This window comes from Pseudanabaena sp. FACHB-2040, from assembly GCF_014696715.1.
GTDB lineage: Bacteria > Cyanobacteriota > Cyanobacteriia > Phormidesmidales > Phormidesmidaceae > JACVSF01.
The window spans coordinates 82,715-107,242 of record NZ_JACJQO010000007.1; the positions used below are offsets into that span (position 1 = coordinate 82,715).

General features: G+C 53.2%; 26 protein-coding genes and 1 riboswitch. Of the genes, 16 read left to right on the plus strand and 10 right to left on the minus strand.

The features are described 5' to 3' along the window. Nucleotides 1-36 precede the first annotated feature (36 nt). Nucleotides 37-879 carry a metal ABC transporter permease gene (locus tag H6G13_RS11375; RefSeq protein WP_190483332.1) on the minus strand — a complete coding sequence of 281 codons (843 nt, stop codon included), beginning with the start codon at nt 877-879 and terminating at the stop codon, nt 37-39. 151 nt (nt 880-1,030) lie between these two features. Here H6G13_RS11375 and H6G13_RS11380 point away from each other — a divergent pair, with 151 nt between their 5' ends. Together H6G13_RS11380 and H6G13_RS11385 are read left to right on the plus strand one after the other, a co-directional pair. Further along, nucleotides 1,031-1,675, plus strand: coding sequence for a histidine phosphatase family protein (locus tag H6G13_RS11380; RefSeq protein WP_190483333.1), 645 nt, complete (start codon nt 1,031-1,033; stop codon nt 1,673-1,675). Between the two features lie 15 nt (nt 1,676-1,690). Further along, nucleotides 1,691-2,344 (plus strand): histidine phosphatase family protein, encoded by a 654-nt coding sequence (locus H6G13_RS11385; RefSeq protein ID WP_190483334.1) that lies wholly within the window; start codon nt 1,691-1,693, stop codon nt 2,342-2,344. A 9-nt stretch (nt 2,345-2,353) separates the two neighbouring features. On the opposite strand, the gene H6G13_RS11390 is transcribed toward H6G13_RS11385, so the two are convergent. Together H6G13_RS11390 and H6G13_RS11395 are read right to left on the minus strand one after the other, a co-directional pair. Beyond that, the gene (locus H6G13_RS11390) at nt 2,354-3,346 is read right to left on the minus strand and encodes a hypothetical protein (RefSeq protein WP_190483335.1); all 993 of its coding nucleotides are present in this window, start codon (nt 3,344-3,346) and stop codon (nt 2,354-2,356) included. A 112-nt stretch (nt 3,347-3,458) separates the two neighbouring features. Beyond that, a complete protein-coding gene (locus H6G13_RS11395; RefSeq protein WP_190483336.1) occupies nt 3,459-3,881 on the minus strand; it encodes a peptide chain release factor 1 in 423 nt (140 codons plus the stop codon). Nucleotides 3,882-4,070: 189 nt separating this feature from the next. On the opposite strand from H6G13_RS11395, the gene H6G13_RS11400 reads away from it, so the two are divergent. Then, entirely contained in the window at nt 4,071-5,330 is a 1,260-nt protein-coding gene (locus H6G13_RS11400; protein WP_190483337.1) for an MFS transporter, read from the plus strand. A 175-nt stretch (nt 5,331-5,505) separates the two neighbouring features. Further along, on the plus strand, nt 5,506-5,670 hold the full coding sequence (locus tag H6G13_RS11405; protein WP_190483338.1) for a hypothetical protein: 165 nt from the start codon (nt 5,506-5,508) through the stop codon (nt 5,668-5,670). Here the strand turns inward: H6G13_RS11405 and H6G13_RS11410 are convergent. After that, entirely contained in the window at nt 5,657-6,211 is a 555-nt protein-coding gene (locus tag H6G13_RS11410) for an alpha/beta hydrolase (RefSeq protein WP_190483339.1), read from the minus strand. The two genes, H6G13_RS11405 and H6G13_RS11410, sit on opposite strands and share 14 nt — an antisense overlap. 272 nt (nt 6,212-6,483) lie before the next feature. Beyond that, nucleotides 6,484-7,230: a DUF561 domain-containing protein gene (locus H6G13_RS11415; protein ID WP_190483340.1), complete on the minus strand. Its 747-nt coding sequence runs from the start codon at nt 7,228-7,230 to the stop codon at nt 6,484-6,486. Nucleotides 7,231-7,413: 183 nt separating this feature from the next. Here H6G13_RS11415 and rpmI point away from each other — a divergent pair, with 183 nt between their 5' ends. The 4 genes from rpmI to H6G13_RS11435 all read left to right on the plus strand — a co-directional run bounded on the left by rpmI (nt 7,414) and on the right by H6G13_RS11435 (nt 9,445). Beyond that, nucleotides 7,414-7,611 carry a 50S ribosomal protein L35 gene (gene rpmI, locus H6G13_RS11420; RefSeq protein WP_190483341.1) on the plus strand — a complete coding sequence of 66 codons (198 nt, stop codon included), beginning with the start codon at nt 7,414-7,416 and terminating at the stop codon, nt 7,609-7,611. A 76-nt stretch (nt 7,612-7,687) separates the two neighbouring features. Continuing rightward, nucleotides 7,688-8,038 (plus strand): 50S ribosomal protein L20, encoded by a 351-nt coding sequence (gene rplT / locus H6G13_RS11425; protein ID WP_190483342.1) that lies wholly within the window; start codon nt 7,688-7,690, stop codon nt 8,036-8,038. Nucleotides 8,039-8,085: 47 nt separating this feature from the next. Beyond that, nucleotides 8,086-8,856, plus strand: coding sequence for a transporter substrate-binding domain-containing protein (locus H6G13_RS11430; protein WP_190483343.1), 771 nt, complete (start codon nt 8,086-8,088; stop codon nt 8,854-8,856). A gap of 52 nt (nt 8,857-8,908) precedes the next feature. After that, entirely contained in the window at nt 8,909-9,445 is a 537-nt protein-coding gene (locus tag H6G13_RS11435; protein WP_190483344.1) for a tetratricopeptide repeat protein, read from the plus strand. Between the two features lie 152 nt (nt 9,446-9,597). Here H6G13_RS11435 and H6G13_RS11440 read toward each other — a convergent pair whose 3' ends face one another. Beyond that, nucleotides 9,598-10,464 carry a 6-carboxytetrahydropterin synthase gene (locus H6G13_RS11440; RefSeq protein WP_190483345.1) on the minus strand — a complete coding sequence of 289 codons (867 nt, stop codon included), beginning with the start codon at nt 10,462-10,464 and terminating at the stop codon, nt 9,598-9,600. 308 nt (nt 10,465-10,772) lie between these two features. Continuing rightward, nucleotides 10,773-10,860, plus strand: a riboswitch (Glutamine riboswitch). A 45-nt stretch (nt 10,861-10,905) separates the two neighbouring features. Between H6G13_RS11440 and H6G13_RS11445 the strand changes: the two genes are divergently transcribed. Beyond that, nucleotides 10,906-11,328, plus strand: coding sequence for a DUF4278 domain-containing protein (locus H6G13_RS11445; protein WP_190483346.1), 423 nt, complete (start codon nt 10,906-10,908; stop codon nt 11,326-11,328). A 151-nt stretch (nt 11,329-11,479) separates the two neighbouring features. On the opposite strand, the gene H6G13_RS29405 is transcribed toward H6G13_RS11445, so the two are convergent. Together H6G13_RS29405 and typA are read right to left on the minus strand one after the other, a co-directional pair. Continuing rightward, nucleotides 11,480-12,640: a DUF58 domain-containing protein gene (locus H6G13_RS29405; RefSeq protein ID WP_347277466.1), complete on the minus strand. Its 1,161-nt coding sequence runs from the start codon at nt 12,638-12,640 to the stop codon at nt 11,480-11,482. A gap of 125 nt (nt 12,641-12,765) precedes the next feature. Beyond that, a complete protein-coding gene (gene typA, locus H6G13_RS11455; protein ID WP_190483347.1) occupies nt 12,766-14,556 on the minus strand; it encodes a translational GTPase TypA in 1,791 nt (596 codons plus the stop codon). A 234-nt stretch (nt 14,557-14,790) separates the two neighbouring features. Here typA and H6G13_RS11460 point away from each other — a divergent pair, with 234 nt between their 5' ends. The 5 genes from H6G13_RS11460 (at nt 14,791) to psbA (ending at nt 19,583) form a co-directional block, all read left to right on the plus strand. Continuing rightward, entirely contained in the window at nt 14,791-15,264 is a 474-nt protein-coding gene (locus H6G13_RS11460) for an ATP-dependent zinc protease (protein WP_190483348.1), read from the plus strand. A 15-nt stretch (nt 15,265-15,279) separates the two neighbouring features. After that, entirely contained in the window at nt 15,280-16,194 is a 915-nt protein-coding gene (gene rimK, locus H6G13_RS11465) for a 30S ribosomal protein S6--L-glutamate ligase (protein ID WP_190483349.1), read from the plus strand. A 131-nt stretch (nt 16,195-16,325) separates the two neighbouring features. Continuing rightward, on the plus strand, nt 16,326-17,543 hold the full coding sequence (locus H6G13_RS11470) for an HhoA/HhoB/HtrA family serine endopeptidase (protein ID WP_242028269.1): 1,218 nt from the start codon (nt 16,326-16,328) through the stop codon (nt 17,541-17,543). Between the two features lie 460 nt (nt 17,544-18,003). Next, the gene (locus H6G13_RS11475) at nt 18,004-18,351 is read left to right on the plus strand and encodes a histidine triad nucleotide-binding protein (protein WP_190483350.1); all 348 of its coding nucleotides are present in this window, start codon (nt 18,004-18,006) and stop codon (nt 18,349-18,351) included. A 149-nt stretch (nt 18,352-18,500) separates the two neighbouring features. Beyond that, nucleotides 18,501-19,583 carry a photosystem II q(b) protein gene (gene psbA, locus H6G13_RS11480; protein ID WP_190483351.1) on the plus strand — a complete coding sequence of 361 codons (1,083 nt, stop codon included), beginning with the start codon at nt 18,501-18,503 and terminating at the stop codon, nt 19,581-19,583. Nucleotides 19,584-19,709: 126 nt separating this feature from the next. On the opposite strand, the gene H6G13_RS11485 is transcribed toward psbA, so the two are convergent. Next, the gene (locus tag H6G13_RS11485) at nt 19,710-19,955 is read right to left on the minus strand and encodes a hypothetical protein (protein ID WP_190483352.1); all 246 of its coding nucleotides are present in this window, start codon (nt 19,953-19,955) and stop codon (nt 19,710-19,712) included. A gap of 652 nt (nt 19,956-20,607) precedes the next feature. Between H6G13_RS11485 and H6G13_RS11490 the strand changes: the two genes are divergently transcribed. Next, nucleotides 20,608-21,774 (plus strand): ATP-binding protein, encoded by a 1,167-nt coding sequence (locus H6G13_RS11490; RefSeq protein WP_190483353.1) that lies wholly within the window; start codon nt 20,608-20,610, stop codon nt 21,772-21,774. A gap of 374 nt (nt 21,775-22,148) precedes the next feature. Here H6G13_RS11490 and crtL read toward each other — a convergent pair whose 3' ends face one another. Continuing rightward, nucleotides 22,149-23,378, minus strand: a complete 1,230-nt coding sequence (gene crtL, locus H6G13_RS11495) for a lycopene beta cyclase (RefSeq protein ID WP_190483354.1) — start codon at nt 23,376-23,378, stop codon at nt 22,149-22,151. 211 nt (nt 23,379-23,589) lie between these two features. Between crtL and puuE the strand changes: the two genes are divergently transcribed. Further along, entirely contained in the window at nt 23,590-24,522 is a 933-nt protein-coding gene (puuE, locus tag H6G13_RS11500; protein ID WP_190483355.1) for an allantoinase PuuE, read from the plus strand. Nucleotides 24,523-24,528: the final 6 nt, after the last annotated feature.

Below are 24,528 nucleotides of genomic sequence, written 5' to 3' on the forward strand. Positions count from 1 at the left end.
GTACAAGCGAAGCAATCCCCCCTGAGGCGTTAGCTCTTACTTTTGTTGAGACGCAGCATTACGCGTCAAAATGCCCTGACTGGGGCTGACCATCAGAGCAACTAGAAATAAGGCAAAGACTGCCAGCGCAATGGTTGGGCCGGAAGGAATGTCGAGGTAATAGCTCAGATAAATGCCGATGATGCTGGCAACTGCACCCAGAGCTGCGCCCACAATCATCATCCAGTGCAACTCCTTGACCAGTAGAAAGGCAGTCAGGGCAGGGCCAACCATTAGCGCGATAACCAGAATTACGCCGACAGCCTTCATACCGGTGACGATGGTGAGGGTGACGGCTGCCGTTAGCCCCCAGTTGATCACGGTGACTGGCAGACCCATCGCTTCGGCCCCTGATGGATCAAAGGTAAAAAAGAGTAGCTCTTTGTAAAACAGCTTGACAGTAGCCAGTAGCCCCAGAGTAATTAGCCCCATATGCCAGAGGTCGGCTCGGGTGACGCTGAGCAGATCGCCAAACAGCAGGCTTTCTAGGTCTAGGGTGCTGCGTAGAATAGTGAGCAGCGCCACGCCTAGGGCGAAGAAAGCGGCCAGGGTAAGGGCCATAATGGCATCAGCTTTGATGCGAGACTGAGCTTTGACCCAGGTGATTACGCCTGTGCTGAGCATCCCAAAGATGAAGGCTCCGATGAGCAAGTCCCATCTGAGAAAATGAGCGATCGCAAGTCCTGGCAGCACCGAGTGAGACAGGACATTGCCCAAGAGGGACATGCGCTGCACAATCAGGTAGGTGCCGACGACCGGGCATAGCACCCCCGCCAAAATACCGGCAATCATAGCGTTGCGGATAAATTCGTAGGCTAGAGGGTCAAAAAGCCAGTCCATAGGAATGTGCTGTAGAGGAGCAATTTCTCATTTTGGCTTACTGAGGTGGGGGCTTGGGTAAGTTAGAGTGGGATCAACTTTTTAACAACCGCTGGCGTCGGAGCATCCTAACCCAGTCTCTTGCCGGCCCTACTGAGGCACCCAGAACCCTATGGGAGTCGTTTTGTACTTTTTACGCCACGGTCAAACGGCCTATAGCCTCACGGGGGGCTATTGCGGCACGTCTGCAAACGACCCCGGATTGACCGAGGCGGGTCTAGAAATGGCGCAGGAGTTTGCCCATGCCTATGCCCATTTTCCCTGGACAGCAGTTTACGCCAGCCCGCTCAGGAGAGCCATTGAGACTGCCCGGCCGCTATGCCAGCGAACGGGCCTAGAGATGCGGGTACGCGATGGCCTGCGAGAGGTGATGTATGGCCGCTGGGAAGGCATGCGCCCGGTGGAGGTGGACAAAGAGTACCATGACGAGTACGTGGCCTGGCTTACCGATCCCGCCTGGTACGCGCCTGTGGGCGGAGAGCGAGCAGTGGACATTGCCCGCCGCTCATCTCAGGTGCTCGACGAAATTGAACGAACCCATCAAGAAGGCCACATTCTGCTGGTTTCTCACAAAGCGACCATCCGCATTATGCTGAGTACGCTAATGGGGATTGACGTGGGGCGCTACCGCGATCGCATGGATATGCCCGTAGCGGCAGTCAGCATTGTGGAGCTGGCCTCGCGAGGACCGCTGTTTCACACCATTGCCGATCGCTCCCACTTGGGAGAGCGGCTGCGCTCTCTGCCCAGTACGTGAGGTGAGGCGAGGCCCATGACCCTGAAACTCTATCTCCTTCGCAATGCAGAAACCTACTTTTGCAGCACCGGACGCTACTGCAGCCGCGACGGGGTGCCCCTCACTGAGCGCGGTCAGCAAATGGCCGACTATTTTGCCCGTCACTACCGAGATGTGCCCTGGAAAGCGGTGCTGTGTAGTCCGCTAAATCATGCGATCGCAACCGTCAGCCCCCTCTGCGAAGCAACCGGCCTATCTGTAGACTGTCGCAATGAGCTGCACGAACTTTCCTTTGGAGCCTGGGAGGGCATGTCGCCCCAAGAGGTCAACCAACAGTACCACGATGACTATATCCGGTGGTTGGCCGACCCTGCTTGGAATGCGCCCACCGATGGCGAGAAAGGCATCCGCGTTGCCCGCCGCAGCTCTGCCGTGCTCGAAGAAATCGAAGAAACTTATCCAGAGGGCCATGTGCTGGTGGTCTCCCACAAAGCCACCCTGCGAATTATGCTCTGTACCCTACTCGGCATCGACATTGGCCGCTACCGCGACCGTCTAGCCATGCCAGTTAGCGCCGTGACCCTAGTTGAGGTGCCGCAATATGGCCCCTTTGTGCGGATGCTAAACGACTGCTCTCACCTGCCCCTGCATCTGCGGCCCAAACTAATGGGCAACGGTTCGGACAGTTAATTCGGACAATTAATCAGACAGGGAATCAGATAGCTGAGGATCAGCAGCGGGAGAGCGATTGACCTGGGGTTGCGGGTTGCCCTGTTCATCCAGATAACCTAGGCGAGTCAAAAAACTCTGCAGCGCTGCCGGAAAGTCTTTGAATTCAGACGCAACATTGCCCTCTGAATCGTAATTTACCAGGCCCCAGTCGTTGGCCCGATCGTAGTGGGCCAGCATAAAGTTCCAGCCTTCCTGATACTCACCCAGCCGAATTTTTTGAGCCACATATCCCGCCAACAGACCGTTAAGAGCTGGAGGAGTATCTGCCTGCTCTTGGTAAACGGTATACATGCGCCAGGCCGTTGATCTGAGGTAGTCTCGGAACTGGGGCGTCGTATCGACATACTGACCGTTTTGAAAGCTCAAGATCACGTTAGGAGGAAATGACCCGGCGTAGGAACCGAAGGTGTAGAAAAAGGCATTATCTAAGGTGATAAATTCGATCTGCCCATCCTGATTCAGGTCCCGAAACTCCCCGCCCCCGCCATCTAGAGGGGCAAAGGGAATGGCCTGAAAGCCGCTGCCGTCCCAGGTATAGGTAGTGTAGGCTAGGCAGCAGTGAGCCCCCCCTGTAAAAGCCCCAAGAACAACCTCTGGAACACCGTTGTTATCAAGGTCGATCAGCTCTACGCTGCCAAAATAATAGGTCGTTGCTGCTGTCGTTATATAGGGAGTGCCGTTATAGAAAATCTCAAGCTGAAGGTTGTTTTCCTGATCAGACGGTCGTTCAACTGCCTGATAGCTAACCTGTACGCTAACTGGCCCTAGGGAGAGTTTGTGGTTTTGCAGCTCGGCGGTTTCTCCTGTCACGTCTAAGCGAGTCTCGGCGGCAAGGGTCAAAGGCCGATCCCCAGATGCGGCGATCAAAGATCGGGCCTGTGGAGCCACGGCAACGCCCAAAATTCCCAATATTGCTAAGCCTGCAGCTACTGCAGGGCTCAAAGCTAGCTTTATGTTCATGCTTTCCCGTCTTTTCAGACAGCCTATTTGAACCTGTCATACTCCAAATCAGCTGGGATATCGGAAAAGCTTTTCAGAACTTTAGGGATCAGAGCTTTAGAAGCGGTAGGGCTCAATAGCGCCAGTAGCGTTTGCCTCGAAAAAAAACGCCTAGGGCTGCTCCCACAATTTGGGTGTAGCTAAGGCCCACTAGAAAGGACACATCCCAGGGAAGCACATCCCTAATAAACAGCACTATTCCAATGCAGGCAATCAGCGCCCAAAGGATGCCAGCATCTAGAAAAACGCTGCGGAAAACTTGCTCCATCAACACTACCGACATCGCCCCAACGCCCATCATTGCCAGAAAGGGCAACACCAAAAATAGCAGTGTGAAAAAAGCCGAGAGTCTGCCCCCTAAAAGCGCCGAAGGCAATTGGGAAAATGCTTGAAGTAGAAGGAAATCGAGAATTGTGGCAATCAGGATAGTGAGAGCAGCATTTTGCAGCAGAATCACCCAGGGAAGAGTTTTAAGCCGCCATAAGGGATTACGCATTAGGTTTGAAAAATATCTCTATTGCTACTGCTGATGCATTTAAAGGTAGCGTACTGCCGGGGCGCTCGGTTGGCTTCGGCCTTTAAACGGCATTTGATCTTGAATTCAGACAAAAGAGCGTTGCTGCTGGCCTTTGAAAACAGCAAACCTATAAATTTCAGTACTTTTTTGGTACTTTGACCAACTGGCATGACTAATCCTTTCAAGGCATGGCTCAACCGCTGGCTACCCGATCTAGACCATCGCATCTGGATTCTGGCCGGAGGGCGATTGCTCTCCCAAATCGGGATCGGCTTCACGTTGTTTTATGCCCCGATTTTCTTTGTTGATCAGGTGGGGTTGACGGCGACTCAAGTCGGTCTGGGCCTGGGCATTGGCTCGCTAGCTGGAATGTTGGGCCGCTTCTTGGGTGGGTCAATGGCTGATTCACCTCGCTGGGGCCGCCGCCCGATCTTGCTTGGCTCGGCGTTGGTCTCAGCGCTGGCGGATTTAGGGCTGGTGCTGGCCAATGACTTTCCGATTTTTGTCTTGGGAAATGTGTTGATGGGTTTCGGCATTGGCCTCTACTGGCCTTCTACTGAGGCCGTGGTGGCTGATATTACGCCTGAGGCTAGCCATAGCGAGGCGTTTGCCCTAGTACGCCTAGCCGATAGCTTAGGGCTGGGCGTGGGCGTTATCTTCGGGGGCTGGCTGATTGCGGCGACAGGAGCTTACCGGGCTCTGTTCGTAATTGATGGGGTGACCTACCTGCTGTTCTTTGCCCTAGTCTATTTCACGATTGCTGAAACCTTGGCGGTGCAGGTTGATCGGCCTTCGATCTGGCGGGGGTGGGGGCAGGCTTTATCCAATGCCAGTCTCTTGATTTATGTGCTGGTAAATGTGCTCTTTACGACTTACCTAGCCCAAGTACAGAGCACATTGCCTGTTTACTTCCATCAGTTTGTGGGCAACGACGCAGCGCGGCAGGGGCTCTCAGAGGCAACGCTGAGCCTGCTGTTTACCTGGCATGTGGTGTTGGCGGCAGGGCTTCAGATGCCGGTGGCTCGACGACTCACTGCTCTGAGCCAGACTCGGGGGCTGATGATCTCGGCCTGTCTCTGGGGAATGGGCTTTACCCTAGTGGGGCTAGCCGGTATTTCGGGCACTTTTCCGGTAGCTTGGGCAGCGGCCGCCCTCAGTATTATGGCGCTGGCGATGGTGGCTTATACCCCGATTGCGTCTGCTCTAGTGGTGATGCTGGCCCCTAAATCGCAGCGGGGCATCTACTTATCTATTAATTCGATGTGCTGGGCTGTGGGGTACGCTGTCGGGCCGCCACTGGGAGGCTGGGCGCTTGATCAAGGAGCTGCGATCGCAAACGGCTTCTGGATCACCATGGCCCTCACTGTTGTTCCCGCCTTAGGCATCCTGCACTTTTTGGAACAGCGCCTAGACCAGCGTTTGGAGTAGATGAAGATGGACTACGAGAGGTTCCTTTGCGAGAAGCGCTTTCATGTAAACTTCAGCACCAAGCTGCCTCTACGTAAAATTAATCGGATACGGTGAGATTTGCTTGAAATGGGAATCAGGGTGCTCCTTCGATTAACTCGAGGTTGGCTGTTGTTGCATCTTTGGAAAAATTCCCATGTTTACCGGAATCGACCTGATTGTCATTGCCCTAGTGGGACTGGCCGCTCTTTGCGCCTCAGGCTCCGGCTCAGGCTCAAAGGAGTTTAAGGTCGATCTTGATCCTCTTACCTTTCTGGCGGTAGGGGTGGTTATGCTGGTGTTTGTCTTTACAGCCCTATGATCGTGCCCAGGGTATCTTTGAGGATCGACAGGGGGGCCAATAGGCTAGCGAGCTGATTGTAGGCATCTTCAATGCGATCGCCTTCTAAAACAACCTCGCGAGTTGGATACCGCTCCAGCACTTCCAACAGCGTGATCTGTCCATCTTCTGCTGCTGACAGCACCAGAGCAGAGCGTAGCGCCTGGCGATTAGCCTGATCTGACGGCGGACGAATGGCTGTCCCAACCTGATCTAAAACCAGTTCTCCTGGCCAGCTATTTAAAGCTTGGCTTAGCAGGTTGGGATCGACAGTTAAAGTGCGGGTTAAGACGTCCTGTAGGCCAGCCGGATCTTGATTGGCCGTACGCAATAGCCCACTGACAGAGGCAGGGGCTTCGCCTGTTTCCGCCAAAGTGGCCAAGTCGGCTACAGGTACAGCTCGGCCAAAGCCTCGGTAGCGCAGTAGAACGGTTTCAGCTGCGATCGCATCGCCGCCCGCCAGTCCCACTAGCGCCGAAGTACTCAGTACGGCCAAAGCCACTTTTGCTGCGTGTCTTTTCATAATGTCTACACTTAGGAACCACAACTGATCAGGATGACGCAGGCTCTGCAAGTCAAAATTTTGCAATGTGCCACTTTACTCAATGGTTCCATTGTGCAATGCGAACCTAGGCGATCTAGAGAACGGGCAAAATCTCATTCCCAAGAGAGACGCTGTTGCGGCCTAATTTGTTGAATGCGTTGCCGTTAGCTAGATCAGCAAAAACAAAAGGGGCACCGCCTTAGCAATGCCCCCATATCAAAGCAATAAGTCGATGGGTGACCGCAATCGCCCTAGCGGCGAACTGCTGCTCGCTGCACTGTCTGCAGCGCTTCTACTAGCTGTCGCACCACGGCAATCATCGCCAATTCATTGTCTAGCCGATTTACAGCCGAACCTACGCCAATACCAGCGGCACCCGAAGCGATCGCCAGAGGAGCTGTTACATCCGATAGACCTGAGGCACACAGTACAGGAACGTTCACAGCGCGGGAAATCTCACGGGCAGCGGCTAGGGTGGGAGCAGCCTTTTCAATCAAACCCAGCGTACCGGGGTGAGTGGGTTGGCTGGAGGTTCCTCCCTCCGTTTGAATGATGTCGGCTCCGGCAGCGACTAGGTCTTCGGCCAGCTGCACCTGCTCATCAAGAGCCAGGATGTGCGGCACGGTCACCGATAGGGTGATGTGAGGCAGCAGTTCTCGGGTGCGACGGGTCAGCGCCAATACTTCGGGAGCTTCAAACCGACGGCCTTCGGCGTAAAACGCATCAAAGTTACCGATTTCAATTAAGTCAGCCCCTGCTGCTACGGGCGCTAAAAAGGCTTCGGCTTCAACGGCAGAGACGCAAATAGGCAGGTCTGTCAGCGACTTGGCCAAGCGAACCAGCTCGGCATCGGCGGCAATATCGACCAGAGTGGCCCCACCCTTGTCCGCAGCACTGACAACAGCAGCGACCCGCGCTGAGTCAAAGTTGGTCAGACCGCTGATAATTTTGAGTGCGCGGCCTTGGTTAAAGGCTTGCTTGAGGTTAGACATAGTCATCTCGTCTTGATTGCTGAATCAGTGCGATCATTTTCTCACTCTGGGCGGCAACTTGGGTAAGTTCTGCTATCGATGGCTGACCTTAATGGGCAGTCCTAAGCACAACGACGCCAAATCTGCTTGCCGTATCAGAGTCTGTCGTAATAGAATTAAAGACTGTGTCGAAATTATTGTTGAATTGTCATGCCAAAGCTAAAATCTCGCAAAGCAGCGGCTAAGCGCTTCCGCCTCAGCGGCAGCGGTAAAATTATGCGCCGCAAAGCCTTCAAAAATCACCTGCTGCAGCACAAAGGCCCTGATCGCAGGAGTCGTCTTTCCAAGATCGCGACGGTCTCTGAGGCTGATGCACCCAACGTTGATCTGATGCTGCCCTACCTCTAGGCTCAGCCTGCAGGTTTACAGCTGACCAGTTTTGATTTCATTGTTTTAATTTATTAGCCGCTGAGGATAGCAAGTCATGGCACGTGTCAAGCGCGGCAATGTCGCCCGCAAGCGCCGCAACAAAATTCTGAAGCTCGCCAAGGGCTTCCGGGGTTCTCACTCCAAACTGTTCCGCACCGCCAACCAACAGGTTATGAAGGCCCTGCGGAGCGCCTACCGAGATCGTCGTCGCCGTAAGCGCGACTTTCGCCGTCTTTGGATCACGCGTATTAATGCTGCTGCTCGTCAAGAGGGCATCAGCTATAGCCGTTTGATCGGTCAGCTGAAGAGGGCCAATATCGAAATCAACCGCAAAATGTTGGCTCAGATGGCGGTTCTCGATCCTCAAAGCTTTAGCAAAGTAGTTGAAGTTGCTATCAAGGCTTAACAGCCCCTGTCGACACCGCTACTAGCGCTTCCGTCTCTTCGACACCTATGAGACTTGCTCTGCTTGGATTTGGCATGATTTTGGGGGTGCAGCTCGCTGCGCCCCCAATTGCTGTATCAGCTGACTTAGCAACGATTCGAGCGCGGGGCTACTTAGTCGTCGCAGTCAAAGACAACTGGCGACCTTTAGGCTTTCGGGATGCGGCGGGAGAACTCGTTGGGTTAGAAGTCGATGTGGCGCGGCAGTTGGCCCAAGAAATCTTGGGTGATCCAGAGGCCGTTGTCCTGCAGCCGGTGCCCAATGCTGAACGTCTGTCTGCAGTGTTGGAGGATCGGGTGGATGTTGCGATCGCAGGAGTTTCCATCACGCCCGCTCGCATGCGCCTGGTTAACTTCAGCGTGCCCTATTACCTTGATGGCACTGCCCTGATTACCCGCCAGGCTTCGGTACAGGAACTGGGGCACCTCGCTCGGGGCAGGATAGCGGTGTTAGACAATTCCAGTACTGTGGCAACCGTCCGCTATATTCTTCCAGGCTCAACCTTGGTAGGGGTCACCTCCTACGAAAGGGCGCTAGCGGCCCTACAGGCTGGCGAAGTCGATGCCTTTGCTGGAGATGTTACGGTGCTCAGCGGCTGGGTGCAGGAATATCCGACCTACCGCCTCTTGCCTAGCCTACTGTCTACAGCACCGCTGGCCGTCGTGCTGCCCAAAGGTCGGCAGTACACCGAACTACGCCGATCCATCGACGAAGTTCTAAACCGCTGGCATACAACAGGTTGGCTAGAAGAACGGGCAACCTACTGGGGACTGCCCTAACTCGTGTCAAGATGGAACTGGACCGGATAAGAAACTTCTTTTTGATTAGCTGATGGAGAATAGCAATCTACTCCTAATTTACCTGGCAACGCTGCTAGCCCTGTTGGGGGTCGCTTCGTTTTTTGTTCTGCGCCAGGTGTTTAAGACGCGGCGTATCGAAAACACGCTGTCTCGTTTACAGACCAAGCTCACTAAGGAAAAGGGCACATCTCAGGAATACTATGAGCTAGGCAGTTTGCTCCTCGACAAAAAGCTCTTCACTCAGTCCACAATCTACCTGCAGCAGGCGCTCAAGAACCTGGATAAAGAAGAAACTGAGAATGCAGCCCTGATCCACAATGCTTTGGGGTACACCTACTTTGCCCAAGAGCAGTACGATCTGGCTATCCGCAACTACAAAGAAGCGCTTAAGATCGCGCCCGACTATGTCACGGCCTTGAACAACCTTGGTCACAGCTATGAAAAAAAGCAGCTGACCAGCCAAGCGCTAGAGATGTACGAAGAAGCTATGAAGCTAGACCCCAAAAATACAACTGCTAAGCGCCGGTACGAGTCCTTGAAAAAGCGAATTGTCGCGGCCGAAAAGTAGAAACGTGGCTCGCTAGCTCTTCTCTAGCGCGTTTGGCTAAGCAGTAATAAAGCAGGGGGCGTCCGGAGTTACCGGACGCCCCCTGCTTTATTTAGAGTAATTGGGTGGAGGAGATGCGATCGCACTCCCAAAAGCCCACTTACTGCGCTCCCTTAAACAGCCGCTAGCTGAGCCTCGCTGCTGGCTTGACCGTTGCTGGCAGGCTCAGTGCAGTACACCTCAGCCGAATTGTTAGGGCTTTCAATCAGCTTCACCTTATGCAGCTTGGCTCCAATCTCTTGAATCGGCTGCCGCAGCAAGTCCCGAATGTGGACAGCAATATTTTCAGCCGTAGGTACAACCTCAGCAAAGTAAGGAATGTCCTTATTTAAGAACGTGTGGTCAAAGGGCTCTACTACGTAGTCATCAACCGCCTTTTGCAGCTGCACCAAATCAGCAATCATGCCTGTGCGCGGGTCGATCTCGCCCTGGATTGTGACCTCCAGATGGTAGTTATGACCGTGGCCGTTGGGTCGGGCACATTTGCCATAGATTTCGCAATTTTCCTCAAAGCTGAGGTTGGGCAGCGCTAGTCTGTGAGCGGCGCTGAAGTGGGTGCTGATTGTGAGATACGCTTCCATACCATTACCTGTATATTCGGCCCAAAGCTCTGGATGTTCGAATAGCTGAATTTTGACGATGGGGAGGTGGGGAGCCAGACGGTGCCAGATTGCCCTGGCTATGTGCTCAGTAGTCGGTAGCGTTGTCTGAAACTCAGGCCACGCCTGATTGAGATAAGAGAAATCGAGTTGGCTGGTAACTTCTCGCTTTATGACGTGCTTAACGTCCGAAAGATTGAGAACCATGCCGTACTGATCCAGATCTCCGACCATCGACACGTATAAAACATAGTTGTGTCCATGACCCGGTGCTTGGGCACACAGCCCAAACTGTTGGGCGTTTTCGGCCTCGCTTAACTCTGGCAGCCAGTAGCGATGGCTTGCAGAGAACTGGGCCCGGCGGTTAATAATACACTTCATGAAATGCTAACGAATCCTGCGAAACGTTAAGTAAAGTAAATAGCTTCTCATCCCAGCATAGTCGAATTTGATAGCCAATGGGCCTGTGTTTCTGGGCGTTTTGACTCTGAAAAAGAACTAGAAAAATTACCCCAGAGAACAGGCGAAGTCATCGAAAGAGTGAACTTTTCATACAAATAGAATTGACGAGGATGGCTGAACTGCTCTGTCAGTAAGGGTTTTAGCAGGAAAGGCTGGATTTTGGCCTTAAACTCATGAGTTGCTGACAAAGATGTGGAATAGTAAAATTAGATACAGAACCAAAGATTACCGTTCATCCTGTAGGTGATTATCAGCTTCAGCAAGCAGCTATCCTCAGGACGGAAGTAGGGAAGTACTCTCCCGAAGGAACGCACCCCACTTACCCCATTTATTTAAACGGTTGGTTGGCAGGAGCGAAAAATGAGACTTACCTATCGCGGCGTTACATATGACCACAATCCGCCCTCACTAGAAGTGAGCGAAAGCGAGATTTTGGGTCATTACAGAGGACAATCCCACCGGCTTTCCTATGTTCGGCACATTCCGATTCCTCAGCCTGTGGCTGATCTGAAGTACCGAGGGATTTCCTATCACACCAATTCTAATGGCCAAGTAGAGACAATGCCGCGCCAAATCAAAGAAGCACGGCCTGCTCACCAGATTTCTGCTCGGCCTGCGAATGCAATGGCAGCAGCTCGGCGTGAGCTGCTGGCTGAGGCAGCTCAGACCCATCGTGACAGCATTCAGCGCTCTTTAGAGCATCGGATAGCGGTTGCTCGGGCTCAGGGCAATGAGTCGCTGATTCAGCAGCTAGAAGCAGAAAAGCATCAGTTAGTTGTTTAGAATTTGCACTGTTAGCCGCGGCCTATGGGGCAGGTAAGCCTAAAGCGTTTACGCCCAGTTTTAGAGCCAAAGTTCAAAAATTCAAGTTGTGCTGTAGCTGGAGCAGTTTGGGTGCATTTGTTATCAAATGCACCCTTTTTTTGCGCCTATATCAAACAGCCTGCAGCTGTGGCTGCAGCGCTGCATCGGAACGAATCCATAGAATGGGTGCGCTTTGAATCTCTTTCCCGGAAGGGGCAGCCCAGCAGATCTGGCGGCTTCCTGGCGGCAGCTGACCTTTTGGTTTGAGCTGAGGCGTTAGCCAGAGGATAGGTGCTGCTGGGAGGCCAGAGAGGGGGGGCGGCTGAGCGGGGACAGCAGTTAGGGCCTGATTTCTCGGTAGGATCTCAGCCAGCACAGTGAGCACTGCTAACTTGTTGCGAGTCAACTTGTTTTCAGGAGTCCACAGCGCTGTGGAAAAGCCCCGACGCAGCGCATAGATATAAAGTGAGGCCGCTGCCACCACAGCCTGCTCAAAGGCTTCGCTGTCCCAAGCACTGGCGGTATCTAGGGCAATAACGACCTGCTGACCGGCGGTGATTTTTTCCAGTTCTCGCACTCGTAGCTCGCCATAGCGGGCACTGCTGCGCCAGTGGATTAGGCGGGTAGAGTCGCCCCAGCGGTAGGGTCGCATAGACCGGGTGATGCCCTCAGTAGCAAGCTGTACAGCATTTTCAGCATGCCACTGCTGGCCGCTGTCTTGACCTGCTGTATCGACTAGGGCGCACTGATTTAGGGGCAGAATTTGCGGGTAGACCGTAGCCATTGCGGAAACGGTTTGAGATCGCCGACACCAAAATAGCCCTAGCGGCGCTGCGGTTCTTAGGGCAACGGTTTGCCAACGGTAGAGCCCCCGGCGCTGGGTAGGAACTTCGTAGGTCCAGCGATGCGAGCGGCCGGGTGCGATCGCAGCAACAGCGGTTCGCTGCGGTGGGGCTAGGGCTGCAGGCAGACCGTCCCAAACCTGCAGGAGGGCTTTGGCCTGTCGAGTGCTGTTGGTCAGGGTCAAATCTATCAGCAGGGCTTCCCCTGCTGATACGGGTCGAATAGGCTGGCGCTCAATCTCCAGCCCTGAGAGGTTACGCGGCGGTAGGATGGCTGCGATCGCAAGCAGCCCTAGTAAAACTCCACTCATGACATAAAGCCATCCGGCCAGGGTATTGGTGGCCGCAGCAAAAAAGAAGGCTGCCAGCCCCATCAAGACCCAACCAACGTAGGCCGGAGCAACCCAGTGGGTCTCAAGCCAGTCTGCAATTTTGGCAGGAACAAACACTCCGCTACCCCCGACACTGCTAAGGCCATAATACCCAGTCCAGGCAAAGGGACTGTTGAAATAGCAATGGGCACCCCTGAGAGGTGCCCATTGCTATTCTTAGCGGCAAAACCTACCGGCAAAGCTTACCGCTTTGCCAACTTCTTAGTGATTTTGCGAAGACGAATGGATTCGGGAGTGACCTCCACCATTTCATCAGGGCCAATATATTCCAGTGCCCGCTCCAGGCTCATATCTACAGGAGTTTGAAGCTGCACCAGTTCATCGCCAGTTGCCGCCCGGTGGTTGGTGAGCTGCTTAGTCTTACAGACGTTCAGCTCTAGATCCTGGGCTCGGTTATGCTCTCCCACAATCATGCCTCGGTAGACCTTAGTCCCGGGGTTGATGAAGAACACGCCCCGATCCTCGGCGTTCTTCATGGCATAGAAGGTGGAAACGCCTTCTTCAAAGGAAATCAGCACACCGTTGCGGCGGGTTTCGAGGTCACCGGACATGGGTCGGTAGTCAAGGAAGCTGTGGTTCATGATGCCTTCCCCGCGGGTCAGACGCATGAACTCGCCCCGGAAGCCAATTAGGCCCCGCGCCGGGATCACAAATTCCAAGGTGGCGCGACCGTCGCCCATCACTCGCATGTCCTGCATTTCGCCCCGGCGTTGGCCCAAGCGCTCCATGCAGCCGCCTACTCCATCTTCAGGCACGTCTAGCACCAGCAACTCATAGGGCTCACAGGGATGACCGCTGACCTCACGGTAGATTACCTGAGGCTGGGATACCTGGAACTCATAGCCCTCCCGGCGCATGGTCTCGATCAGAATGCCTAGGTGAAGTTCACCCCGGCCCGAAACCGCGAATTTGTCGGGGGAGTCGGTTTCTTCGACCCGCAGCGCCACGTTGGTTTCTAGTTCACGCATCAGCCGATCGCGAATCTGGCGGGAGGTGACGAAGCTACCTTCCTGCCCAGCGAAAGGTGAGTCGTTGACGGCAAAGGTCATCTGCAGGGTGGGCTCGTCTACCTTGATGAGGGGTAGGGCCAAAGGCTCATCGGGGCAAGCGACGGTTTCACCAATGTTGGCGTCGGCAAAGCCTGAGATCGCAACAATGTTTCCAGCAGAAGCTTGCTCAATTTCAATCCGGCGCAGACCTTCAAAGCCTAGCAGCTTGGTGATCTTGCCCCTGGTAAGGCTGCCGTCTTCTTTGATCAGCGTAGCCTGCTGACCCATGCGGATGACACCATTGTGAATCTTGCCAATCACAATCCGGCCCAGGTACTCAGAATAGTCCAGGGTCGTTACCTGCAGCTGCAGCGGCTTAGCAGGATCGCCAACAGGTGGGGGAACGTGGTCCAAAATCGCTTCAAAGAGCGGCTGCATGTCACTGCTCTCGTCTTCCACGCTGTTCTTAGCAAACCCAGCTAAGCCGGAGGCAAAGAGATAAGGAAACTCGCACTGATCGTCGTCAGCGCCTAGTTCCAGAAACAGATCCAGCACCTTGTCTACGGCACCGAAGGGATCAGCTTGAGGACGGTCAATCTTGTTGACCACCACAATCGGCCGCAGGCCTTTTTCCAGCGCCTTCTTCAGCACAAAGCGGGTCTGAGGCATGGGGCCTTCGTTGGCATCGACAATCAAAATACAGCCATCAACCATGCCCAGCACCCGCTCAACCTCACCACCAAAGTCGGCGTGGCCAGGGGTGTCTACGATGTTGATCAGCATGTCTCTGTAGCGGACAGCTGTGTTCTTAGAGAGAATTGTGATGCCACGCTCTCGCTCCAGGTCGTTTGAGTCCATGACGCAGTCAGGAACGTCCTCTCCCTCCCGGAAGATACCGGATTGTTTTAAGAGTGCATCTACAAGGGTGGTTTTACCGTGGTCAACGTGGGCAATGATTGCAACGTTGCGAATGGGGAGAGTCATGGTAATCACAGGAGTTTGAGCGTTGGGAAAGTCTGATTTTTAACTGATAAGAGAAAATTATTGAGCCTTGGCCAGACCTGTAAGAAGTCTTAACAATTGTAGCTTAATTAACCACACGACTGTGGGTTGTCAGCATAACAGCCTGGCAGCAATTTCCTTTGATTGAAAGGATGCCCAAACTAAATCAGGCGTTACGATGATTAAGGCCAAATGTTGCCTGAATGTCACTGCTCAATGCTGCATCCCCCATCGCCCCACAGTTTATTGCCTATTATTGGGTGGCGAGAATGGGTCGCGCTGCCTGAACTGGGGATTACTGGAATTAAGGCCAAGATTGACACCGGAGCTAGATCGTCGGCAATTCATGCCTTTGACGTTGAGACGTTTCAATCTCAGGGGCAGAGCATGGTCCGGTTCAAAGTTCACCCCCTACAGCGGGACAGTGTTTACGTAGTAACGGCAGAAGTGCCTCTCCTAGATGAAAGGGTCGTCCGCGATTCTGGGGGGCATAGCCAGCTGCGCGCCGTAATCGAAACGCCTGTGGATCTCGATGGTCAGCTCTGGCCCATCGAGCTGACCTTGACCAACCGGGATGTAATGGGCTTTCGGATGCTGCTGGGGCGGCAGGCGATTCGACACCGTTTCTTGGTAGATTCAGGTCGCTCCTATTTGCAAAGTTCAAAGCGTCTGCACGGACCTAAAGTCTAAGAATTTCCCATCAATATGAAAATTGCTATTCTCTCAAGAGATCAGACGCTGTACTCAACTCGGCGGCTGAAGGAAGCCGGGGAGGGCCGAGGGCATGACATGCAGGTGATTGACCACCTGCGCTGCTACATGAACATTACCTCCCACAAACCAATCGTGATGTACCAGGGCAAGCCGCTGGAAGACATGGATGCAGTGATCCCACGCATCGGAGCCTCGAATACATTTTATGGAACGGCGGTCGTGCGCCAGTTTGAGGTGATGGGAGTGTTTACGGCCAACGAATCTCAGGCGATCTCGCGTGCTCGGGACAAGTTGCGCTGTCTACAAATCCTGGCGCGTCAAGGGATCGGTCTGCCGGTTACAGGCTTTGCCCACTCAACCAAGGATATTGAGGGCCTGATTGACATCGTTGGTGGGGCTCCCCTGGTGATCAAGCTGCTGGAAGGAACCCAGGGCATTGGTGTGGTGCTGGCCGAGACTCAGCAGGCTGCTAAGTCTGTGATTGAGGCGTTTAGAGGACTAGACGCCAATATTCTGGTGCAGGAATTTATTAAGGAAGCGGGTGGCGCAGACATTCGCTGCTTTGTGATTGGTGAAAAAGTGGTGGCGGCAATGAAGCGCCAGGGAGGGGCGGGCGAATTTCGCTCCAACCTGCATCGAGGGGGGACTGCCAGCAAGATCCGCCTGACTCCAGAGGAACGCAGCACTGCGATTCGGGCGGCCAAGGCAATGGGGCTGCGGGTCGCTGGAGTGGATTTGCTGCGCTCAAACCACGGCCCAGTAGTGATGGAGGTTAACTCTTCTCCTGGCCTAGAGGGTATCGAGACGGCTACAGGTATTGATGTGGCGGCCAAGATTATCGAGTTTATTGAGAAGAATACTGGTCCCAATAAGCCGGAGAAGGGGCGCGATCGCATCAAATACTAATCCCTGAATACCGAGCAAAATCACAAGGACTACCGGCGTCACAATCTTGACAAAGTAGAGCCACTCTCCTGTCACAAGGGCTGTTTATCTTGATGAATACATCAGCCAAAGTCATTGCAGAGGTGAGTCGAATGGTCAAACCTGTGTCACGGGATTCGCGTACCAACCGCTTCAGTAAGGTCGGGAAATCCCTGGCATTAGTCATGTTAGGGGCTGGGGTAGCGACCGCCAGCACCGAAGGGGTACGCGTGTTCAACAGCCAGAAGGCTCCCGAGTCTCAAAACCAGCCTGCGGCAGTCGAAGCCGTATTTCCAGGTCAGGGGCTGCTGAACCGAGAAACCCCTGCTCCGGTTCAGAACAGCACACCGATTGTTCCCGAAGACTCTAATTTTATTGCCAGTATCGTTAACCAGGTTGGGCCTGCCGTAGTACGAATCGACGCTGCCCGCACTGTGCGAGGGGGCCGCTTGTCTGCGTCGCCGTCAGGGCAAGTCGAGCGAGGTACAGGTTCAGGCTTCATCACCACAGCTGACGGTCAAATCATTACTAATGCCCACGTTATTGATGGGGCCGACACTGTGCAGGTGACCCTGAAAGATGGTCGTCAGCTAGATGGTCGGGTGCTGGGCACAGACCCAGTCACTGACGTAGCAGTTATCAAGATCGATGCCAATGATTTACCGGTCGTGCGCTTCAGCAACTCTGATGCGCTGCAGCCAGGAGAATGGGCGATCGCAATTGGCAACCCTCTAGGCCTAGACAACACTGTTACTGCGGGCATCATTAGTGCTACTGGGCGCTCCAGCAACCAGGTTGGCGTACCCGACAAGCGCGTAGAGTTTATCCAGACTGATGCAGCTATTAATCCTGGTAACTCTGGCGGCCCCCTGCTGAACGTTCGCGGTGAAGTGATTGGGGTCAACACAGCCATTTTGAGTGGAGCCCAGGGTTTAGGGTTCGCCATTCCCATCAATACAGTTCAGCGCATTGCCGATCAGCTCGCTGCCAACGGTAAGGTAGACCACCCCTACCTAGGCGTTCAGATGCTGACGCTGTCACCCCAAACTAAGGAAGATCTCAACCGCAACCCCAACAGCAATCTCACAGTCAGCGAAGACAAAGGGGTACTGATTGCTCAGGTAGTTCCGAATTCTCCTGCGGCTCGGGCAGGGCTCAGAGCGGGTGATGTTATCCGCAGCATTGAGGGACAGGCGGTTACTGAAAGTGCTCAAGTGCAACGAGCTGTTGAAGCCTCTCAAGTTGGGCAACCCCTCTCCCTAGAGATTTTGCGGAGCGGGCAGCAACAGACCGTAAGCCTGCGGCCTGCAGCCCTGCCTGCTGCCCAATAAACCAAGTTTGACTGGAGTTCCTTTAAGTTCAGTGAAGCCGTAGCGTTGCTGCGGCTCTTTTCTTGATCGGTTTTGCTTAGCAAACAATCCTTGCAAAATCGCTTGATCCAGGCAGTTGATCCTTAGCATTAAAGACATCCATCGCAAGACCGCCGGGGGCTGCCATGAATCGTAATCCTTCACCGTTGCCGCTTCCTATTTCTATTCAAGAAAGCAGTCCTCCAGAGTTGCCCAAGGAAGCTGCGGCTCATGCAATCCACAGGTCTTCCCGAAAGGTCGTTCCTTTAATGAGGAAGCAGATTGGCTATTGGGAGGATTTGCTGGGAGATGGTTAGGGCAGAGGGTAGAAGGCAGAAGATTCCAAAGTTCCCTTATCTCCGTTAACCTCCCAACTTCCCCAACTCTCGAACTCCTGACCCAGTAAAATAACGAAGACCCAATCCCTTAGCAGTACGCAAGCATGAGCGGTGACACTCTTTTCGGCAAAATCATTCGCAGAGAGATTCCGGCCAATATCGTTTACGAAGACGACCTGTGCTTGGCTTTTACCGACATCAACCCCCAAGCCCCAACCCACATTCTCGTAATCCCCAAAAAGCCGATTCCGAGCCTCTCAGAGGCTGAAGCAGAAGACAAAGAATTGTTGGGTCACATGTTGCTAACTATTAAGGAAATAGCCCAACAGTCGGGCCTGCAGGAGAATGGTTATCGCGTCGTCATCAACACTGGAAATGATGGCGGGCAAACCGTTTTCCATCTTCACATGCATATCCTTGGAGGACGTCCGCTGCAGTGGCCTCCTGGATAGCTATTTACTTTTGTTCAATGAATTAAAGCTTTGTGTCTTAGGGTTGGGTTTAAGCCTCAAGAAACTTTATTTTATTCTCAGGTGAGTAACCATAAATTCATTCCTGTTATTCATCTGATTGACTGTTTATTCATTTGGCAATCATCACTATGACTACTTCCCTTCGTACCCGCGACAGTGTGGGCGCATGGGAGCGGTTTTGCCAGTGGGTGACCAGCACCGACAACCGCCTTTATGTAGGCTGGTTTGGTGTGCTGATGATTCCCACACTGCTTTCCGCTACTGTGTGCTTCGTTATTGCCTTTATCGGTGCTCCCGCTGTAGACATCGACGGTATCCGTGAGCCTGTTGCTGGCTCTCTGATGTACGGCAACAACATCATCTCTGGTGCTGTTGTGCCTTCTTCTAACGCCATCGGCCTGCACTTCTACCCCATCTGGGAAGCGGCTTCGATGGATGAGTGGCTCTACAACGGTGGCCCTTACCAACTGATCATCTTCCACTTCCTCATCGGCATCTTTGCTTACATGGGGCGTCAGTGGGAACTGAGCTACCGCCTCGGCATGCGCCCCTGGATCTGCGTTGCTTACAGCGCACCTCTGGCGGCTGCAACCTCTGTCTTCCTGATCTATCCTCTGGGTCAAGGCTCCTTCTCTGACGGCATGCCTCTAGGTATCTCGGGCACCTTCAACTTCATGCTCGTGTTCCAGGCTGAGCACAACATTCTGATGCACCCCTTCCATATGCTGGGTGTGGCAGCAGTCTTCGGCGGCTCTCTGTTCTCCGCGATGCACGGTTCTTTGGTGACTTCTTCTCTGGTGCGTGAGACCACCGAGACTGAGTCTCAGAACTACGGCTACAAGTTCGGTCAAGAAGAAGAGACCTACAACATCGTTGCAGCCCACGGCTACTTCGGTCGTTTGATCTTCCAATACGCTTCTTTCAACAACAGCCGTTCTCTGCACTTCTTCTTAGGTGCATGGCCGGTTGTTGGCATCTGGTTTACTGCCTTGGGCATCAGCACGATGGCGTTCAACCTGAACGGGTTCAACTTCAACCAGTCCGTGCTTGACTCACAGGGTCGTGTGATTGCCACCTGGGCTGACGTGATCAACCGGGCCAACCTGGGTATGGAAGTGATGCACGAGCGTAATGCTCACAACTTCCCCCTTGACCTGGCTGCTGGTGAGCCCACCCCTGTGGCGTTAACTGCTCCTGTCATCAACGGTTAATCTAAGGATTAATCCTTGAAAGAAAAGCGTCCTCAAGAGGGGGCGCTTTTTTATTGGCAAGTTTCCGAGGATAGTCGGTGAAAGCCCAGGAATGCACCCTACATCCCTGGGCTATTAGGCTGAGGGCTACTCAATCATCAGGTGTTTGATCAAAACCACCATCCACTGGCAGTCTTTGCCGCTGGGGATGGGGTCGCTCCACTCATTGGGGTCTGCGTAGTGCAGGGTATGGAGATACTTGGTCATGCGGTCGAGGGCTTCGAGGCTGCCGTACAGTACGTTGGTGACTTTCTGGCGGTTGGGTTTGGCCTTGCTCGATTGGGCAGGCGGAACGGTGGGCGGTTGAGCGCCCATTTCGGTTGATTGAAACATGGTGGTTCTGGGTTCCTATTGCGATGTGGATGTAGGAAACCAGAACTCACTTTCCTAGCAGCCCCGTCGGTGTGTGCGGTCGGGGCGGCTGGGGAGGTAAACTAACCTCCAAGCCTCCGAACTGCTTAGGTCAGCTTCGGGGGACTAGTCGCCTGTTTGTGCTGGTAACACTTGCAGGCGGCGCTAAGTCGATGAGTTCCGGGATCGGCTGCCAGTCGCGACAGCTTAATGAATGAGAATACGGTGTGCGCTCAGCAAACGTCAACCGTATAGAGGGATTTTTTTGAGCTGGGGGAGCAGCGAGAGCGCAGGACAAAACTCCCAATCACTACTTACCTTGCTCGAAAGGCTTTCACAAAGCTCCGGCTTATACAATGGCATAAACAGATGATGGATAAGTTCAGAGTCAGGGGTGTTTATCCATTAAAAGCGCCGGATAATGCCCCTAATCCTCAGAATTAGACATCAAAACTGCTGAATGACACCTCGAATAAGCAGAATTAGGCATCAAATGTTCTATTTAACTCCTTAAAACTAGGGCGTTATCCAGCAGATCTGACGCTCAATTACTAGTTCGACGTACACTCTTAGGATACGAATCAACCCTGTAAGCTGACACAGAAACTAATTCCTGAGAAGCAAAATCAATTAAATGAAAACTCAGCTACTTGAAAGCCTGCTTTACGAAGAAGAAAGCCCAACGCTTGACTTTAAAAAAGAGCAATATCCATTCTCGAAGGCAACTGAGGAAGAGAAGTCTGAACTTGTTAAGGACATTTTAGGATTCGCGAATGCATGGCGAAGATCCGAGGCGTACATCTTGATTGGAGTAGAGGAAATACGCGGAGGGAAAAGTAAAGTAATAGGAATACAAAATCATCTCGATGATCACACACTTCAGCAATTTATTAACAGCCTCAGTAATCAGCCAGTTCAGTTTCATTACGAAGCTGTAGCTATTGAGGGCGAGCAAGTAGGTGTTATTCGAATTGAGCAACAGACAAGACCAATATATCTTAAGAAGAAATATGGAAAGCTGGATAAAGAGCGAGTCTACGTGAGGAGAGGGAGCTCAACCGATCCAACAAAACCGGCTACTTTGGAAGAAATTGCACAAATGAGGGTGGAACCTCAAGAGATTGACGCTAATCTTTCGGTTGTATTTTCAAACCCAGATACTGGGAAACTAATTGGCTCACACTTATCAATTAAAGCTGAATTATACAACTTGCCGTCATCTCATAGCATTCCATCTTTGCCTGATCCGCCCAAAAATCCCTATGGACTTGATCTAATATCAAGCTATAGAACAAATCATCAATATTATCGTGAGTTAGCTCACTATATCTACATATACAAGCTATTCCGTCCGGCCCAACTATCTATCTCAAATATTGGGCGTGTCGCTGCACGGAATGTTAGAGTCGAGTTTTCAATTAACTCTTTAATGCAGATAGATTTGGTTGAAAAGGAAGAGCTTCCTAAAATGCCAGAAAAGCAATCTTTAGGACCTGATCTAAGTGGAATGAGGTTTAACAGACCTCAAACACCAGGTAGTGTGTGCGTCAATCAAACTGCTGGCCGATTAACTGTTGAGATTGATTGTGGAGATTTACAGCCAGGAAGGAGAGTATTCTCTGATGTCTTCTACATTGGCAAGGAAACCGAAAATCGCGATAATCTTATTGGAGCAGTTTATGCCGACAATCTTCCTTGCCCCTCTGAGTTGACTCTTACAATATCTGCTTCACTAAGCGAGTCTTCTCTGACAGTAGAAGATTTGATATCTATGGGACAGACTAAATTTTTCAAAATCTAGAGTCAGACCAACGTTGAACAATGCCCATGCACTTGACCGTTGAAAGACGTCGCTTGTATGCAAGATTTATCTGCGGCAGGTGATGGGTAATGTTAGGCTGCCCGACTCCTGGTTGTGACCTGACCGAAAGTTTATTGACTATTGTTTAGGGTTAAGTTCGTTTGAACTTGCCAGTGGTACTGGGCTTTGGCTAATGAATCTTCAATTTCATGTCAATGTTGAAAGCAACGACCAGAGCCTACAGGTTCTGCTTTGAAGGAAGAGTACAGCTGAATTGAAAAGCTACTCTATATTGATCACGACGCCAGTTATGGCATTTACGGTTGCGATCGCACCAAGCCCGTCTCAACTAGACCAACCGAATAGGGTTTTGGTTAGGCAGTAACGGCCTGCCAGAAGAGGCGACCTTCCCGACCGGCTGTATTCATTAAGCCAAGCCGAACCTTGTTCGGAGCAATGCCAAAGAGATGGAGCATGGCCCGCAGCAGTTCGGGAGTGGGGTGAGTGTCGGCCAAGAAACCTGACCACTCCGATTGGGGCAGGCTGAAGAAGGTAGTGAAGAAGCTGGTGAGTTGCTGCTCGTCGAAGCGCATCAGCTTTTCTAGGCCAAAGAGGTAGAGATAGTGCTTGCGCACCTTTTCCTGAGACCACAGAGTCTTCCAAGCAGCGTGGGCGGTCTCTGTAGGGGTTGGGTTGCTAGCGTTGAGGGCCTGTGCGATCGCATCTGCCAGTCCTGGGGCTCGTCGCAGCAGTGCTCCTACCATATAGCCAGAAGCCGGATGCACCATGCCAGCCGCCCCGCCAAAGCCCACGATGGGCTGATCAAAGTCGGGCAGGGGTAGATTCATCGGAAACAGGCAATGCTCAACATGGTGGGCTTCCTTGAGATGAACCCCCCGGTAGGCTAGCCGCTGGTGCAGGCGCTGTTCCAACACCTTGAAGGACACAGCAGGGTTATGGGAGAGCGAGGTTTCCTCGACAAAGTAGACGTCGTTGCCCATATCCATCGCGTAGAGAAAGGTCGGCGGCTCTTGGCGTTCTTTGGCAGAGAGGTGATCAGAGCGATAGTCCATCAAGACAAATTGGCCAGAGCGAACTGGGGGCGATGAGAACCGGCCTACAATGCCGTAGGCGGCTTGAAAGGCTACGGGAATCGACTGAGAGCGCCGGATGAAAACGGGTTTGTGACCGCTGGCATCAATGACGATCCGGGCCTTGAGTTCTTGGCCTCCCTGGGTCGTGATGCGGGAGTGGTCGGCGGTATGCTCAAGGCTGGCGGCCGCGTCTTGGTACCAGGATAGAGAGTTGCGATCGCACTGCCCCAGTAAATGCGCCTGCAGCTTGCGCTTATCAAACAGCCCATACTCTCGATTCAGCGCCATTTCTTCAGGCCCAAAGTAGGCCGTTGAATCAGTCCAGCGGTGGGCCAAAAGATCGGTAAGCCCTAGCGCTTCGAGTTCATCGCACCAGATGCCGTACGTGTTGGGCCACTCTGCATCGGGGCTGGTCGGGGTCAAACCTTGGACAGTTAGACCTGCCTCACAGAGGGCTGCTGCGATGGCCAGTCCCGCAGGTCCAGAACCAATCACCAATGCATCAAACACCTAAAACTCTCCCGGTTAGAAATTACTTGTGGGCTGGAGCCTGACAAGCCGTTGCCAGTGGTGCCAGACCTGCTTGTTGGCAGGTCGTGCATGGTTCCATCTTATCTGCGTTTGATAGCACCCCGAAATGCCCCATAAGGATTACAGGCAGGAAGCCGATAAAATCAAGCGCAACAGACTCGTAATGCTATTTGGAGAGGCATTAGCGCAAATGAACAATTTCCCTACATCCGCCCAGACTCCGCCCTACCCTCGCGACCTAATAGGCTATGGCCGCACCCCGCCCGATCCAAAATGGCCGGGCAATGCGCGAGTTGCTGTGCAGTTTGTGATCAACTACGAGGAAGGCAGCGAAAACTGCATTCTTCACGGCGATGCTGCCTCAGAAACCTTTCTCTCAGAGAGCGTAGGAGCGCAGCCTCTGATGGGCGTGCGCAACATGAACATGGAGTCGATGTATGAATACGGCAGTCGGGCTGGGTTCTGGCGACTGCACCGGCTGTTTACGAAGCGGCAATTGCCGGTCACGGTCTACGGTGTAGCGATGGCCCTAGCCCGTAACCCCGAAGCGGTGGCGGCCATGCAGGAAGCTGACTGGGAAATCGCCAGCCACGGCTATCGCTGGATTGACTACCAGTACATCGGGGAAGAAACCGAGCGGGAACACATTCGGAAAGCGATCGACGTCCACACCCAAGCAATCGGAACCCGTCCCTTGGGCTTTTACCAGGGCCGTATCAGTCCCAATACCCGTCGTCTGGTGGTGGAGGAAGGCGGCTTTCTCTACGATGCCGACAGCTACTCAGACGATCTGCCCTACTGGATACATGACTACGGCAAGCCCCATCTGGTCATTCCCTACACCCTCGACAACAACGATATGCGCTTTGCCACCTATGCCGGGTTTAACGCCGGGGATCAATTTTTTGCTTACCTACGAGATGCCTTTGACACGCTCTACGAAGAGGGCCAGGATGCACCCAAGATGATGAGCATCGGTCTGCACTGCCGCCTAGCCGGTCGCCCTGGTCGCACAGCCGCGTTGGCGCGGTTTCTCGACCATGTGCAGGCCCATGACCGGGCTTGGGTTTGCCGTCGCGTGGAGATTGCGCGTCACTGGCACGAACATCATGCCCCTGCCTAGCGTTAA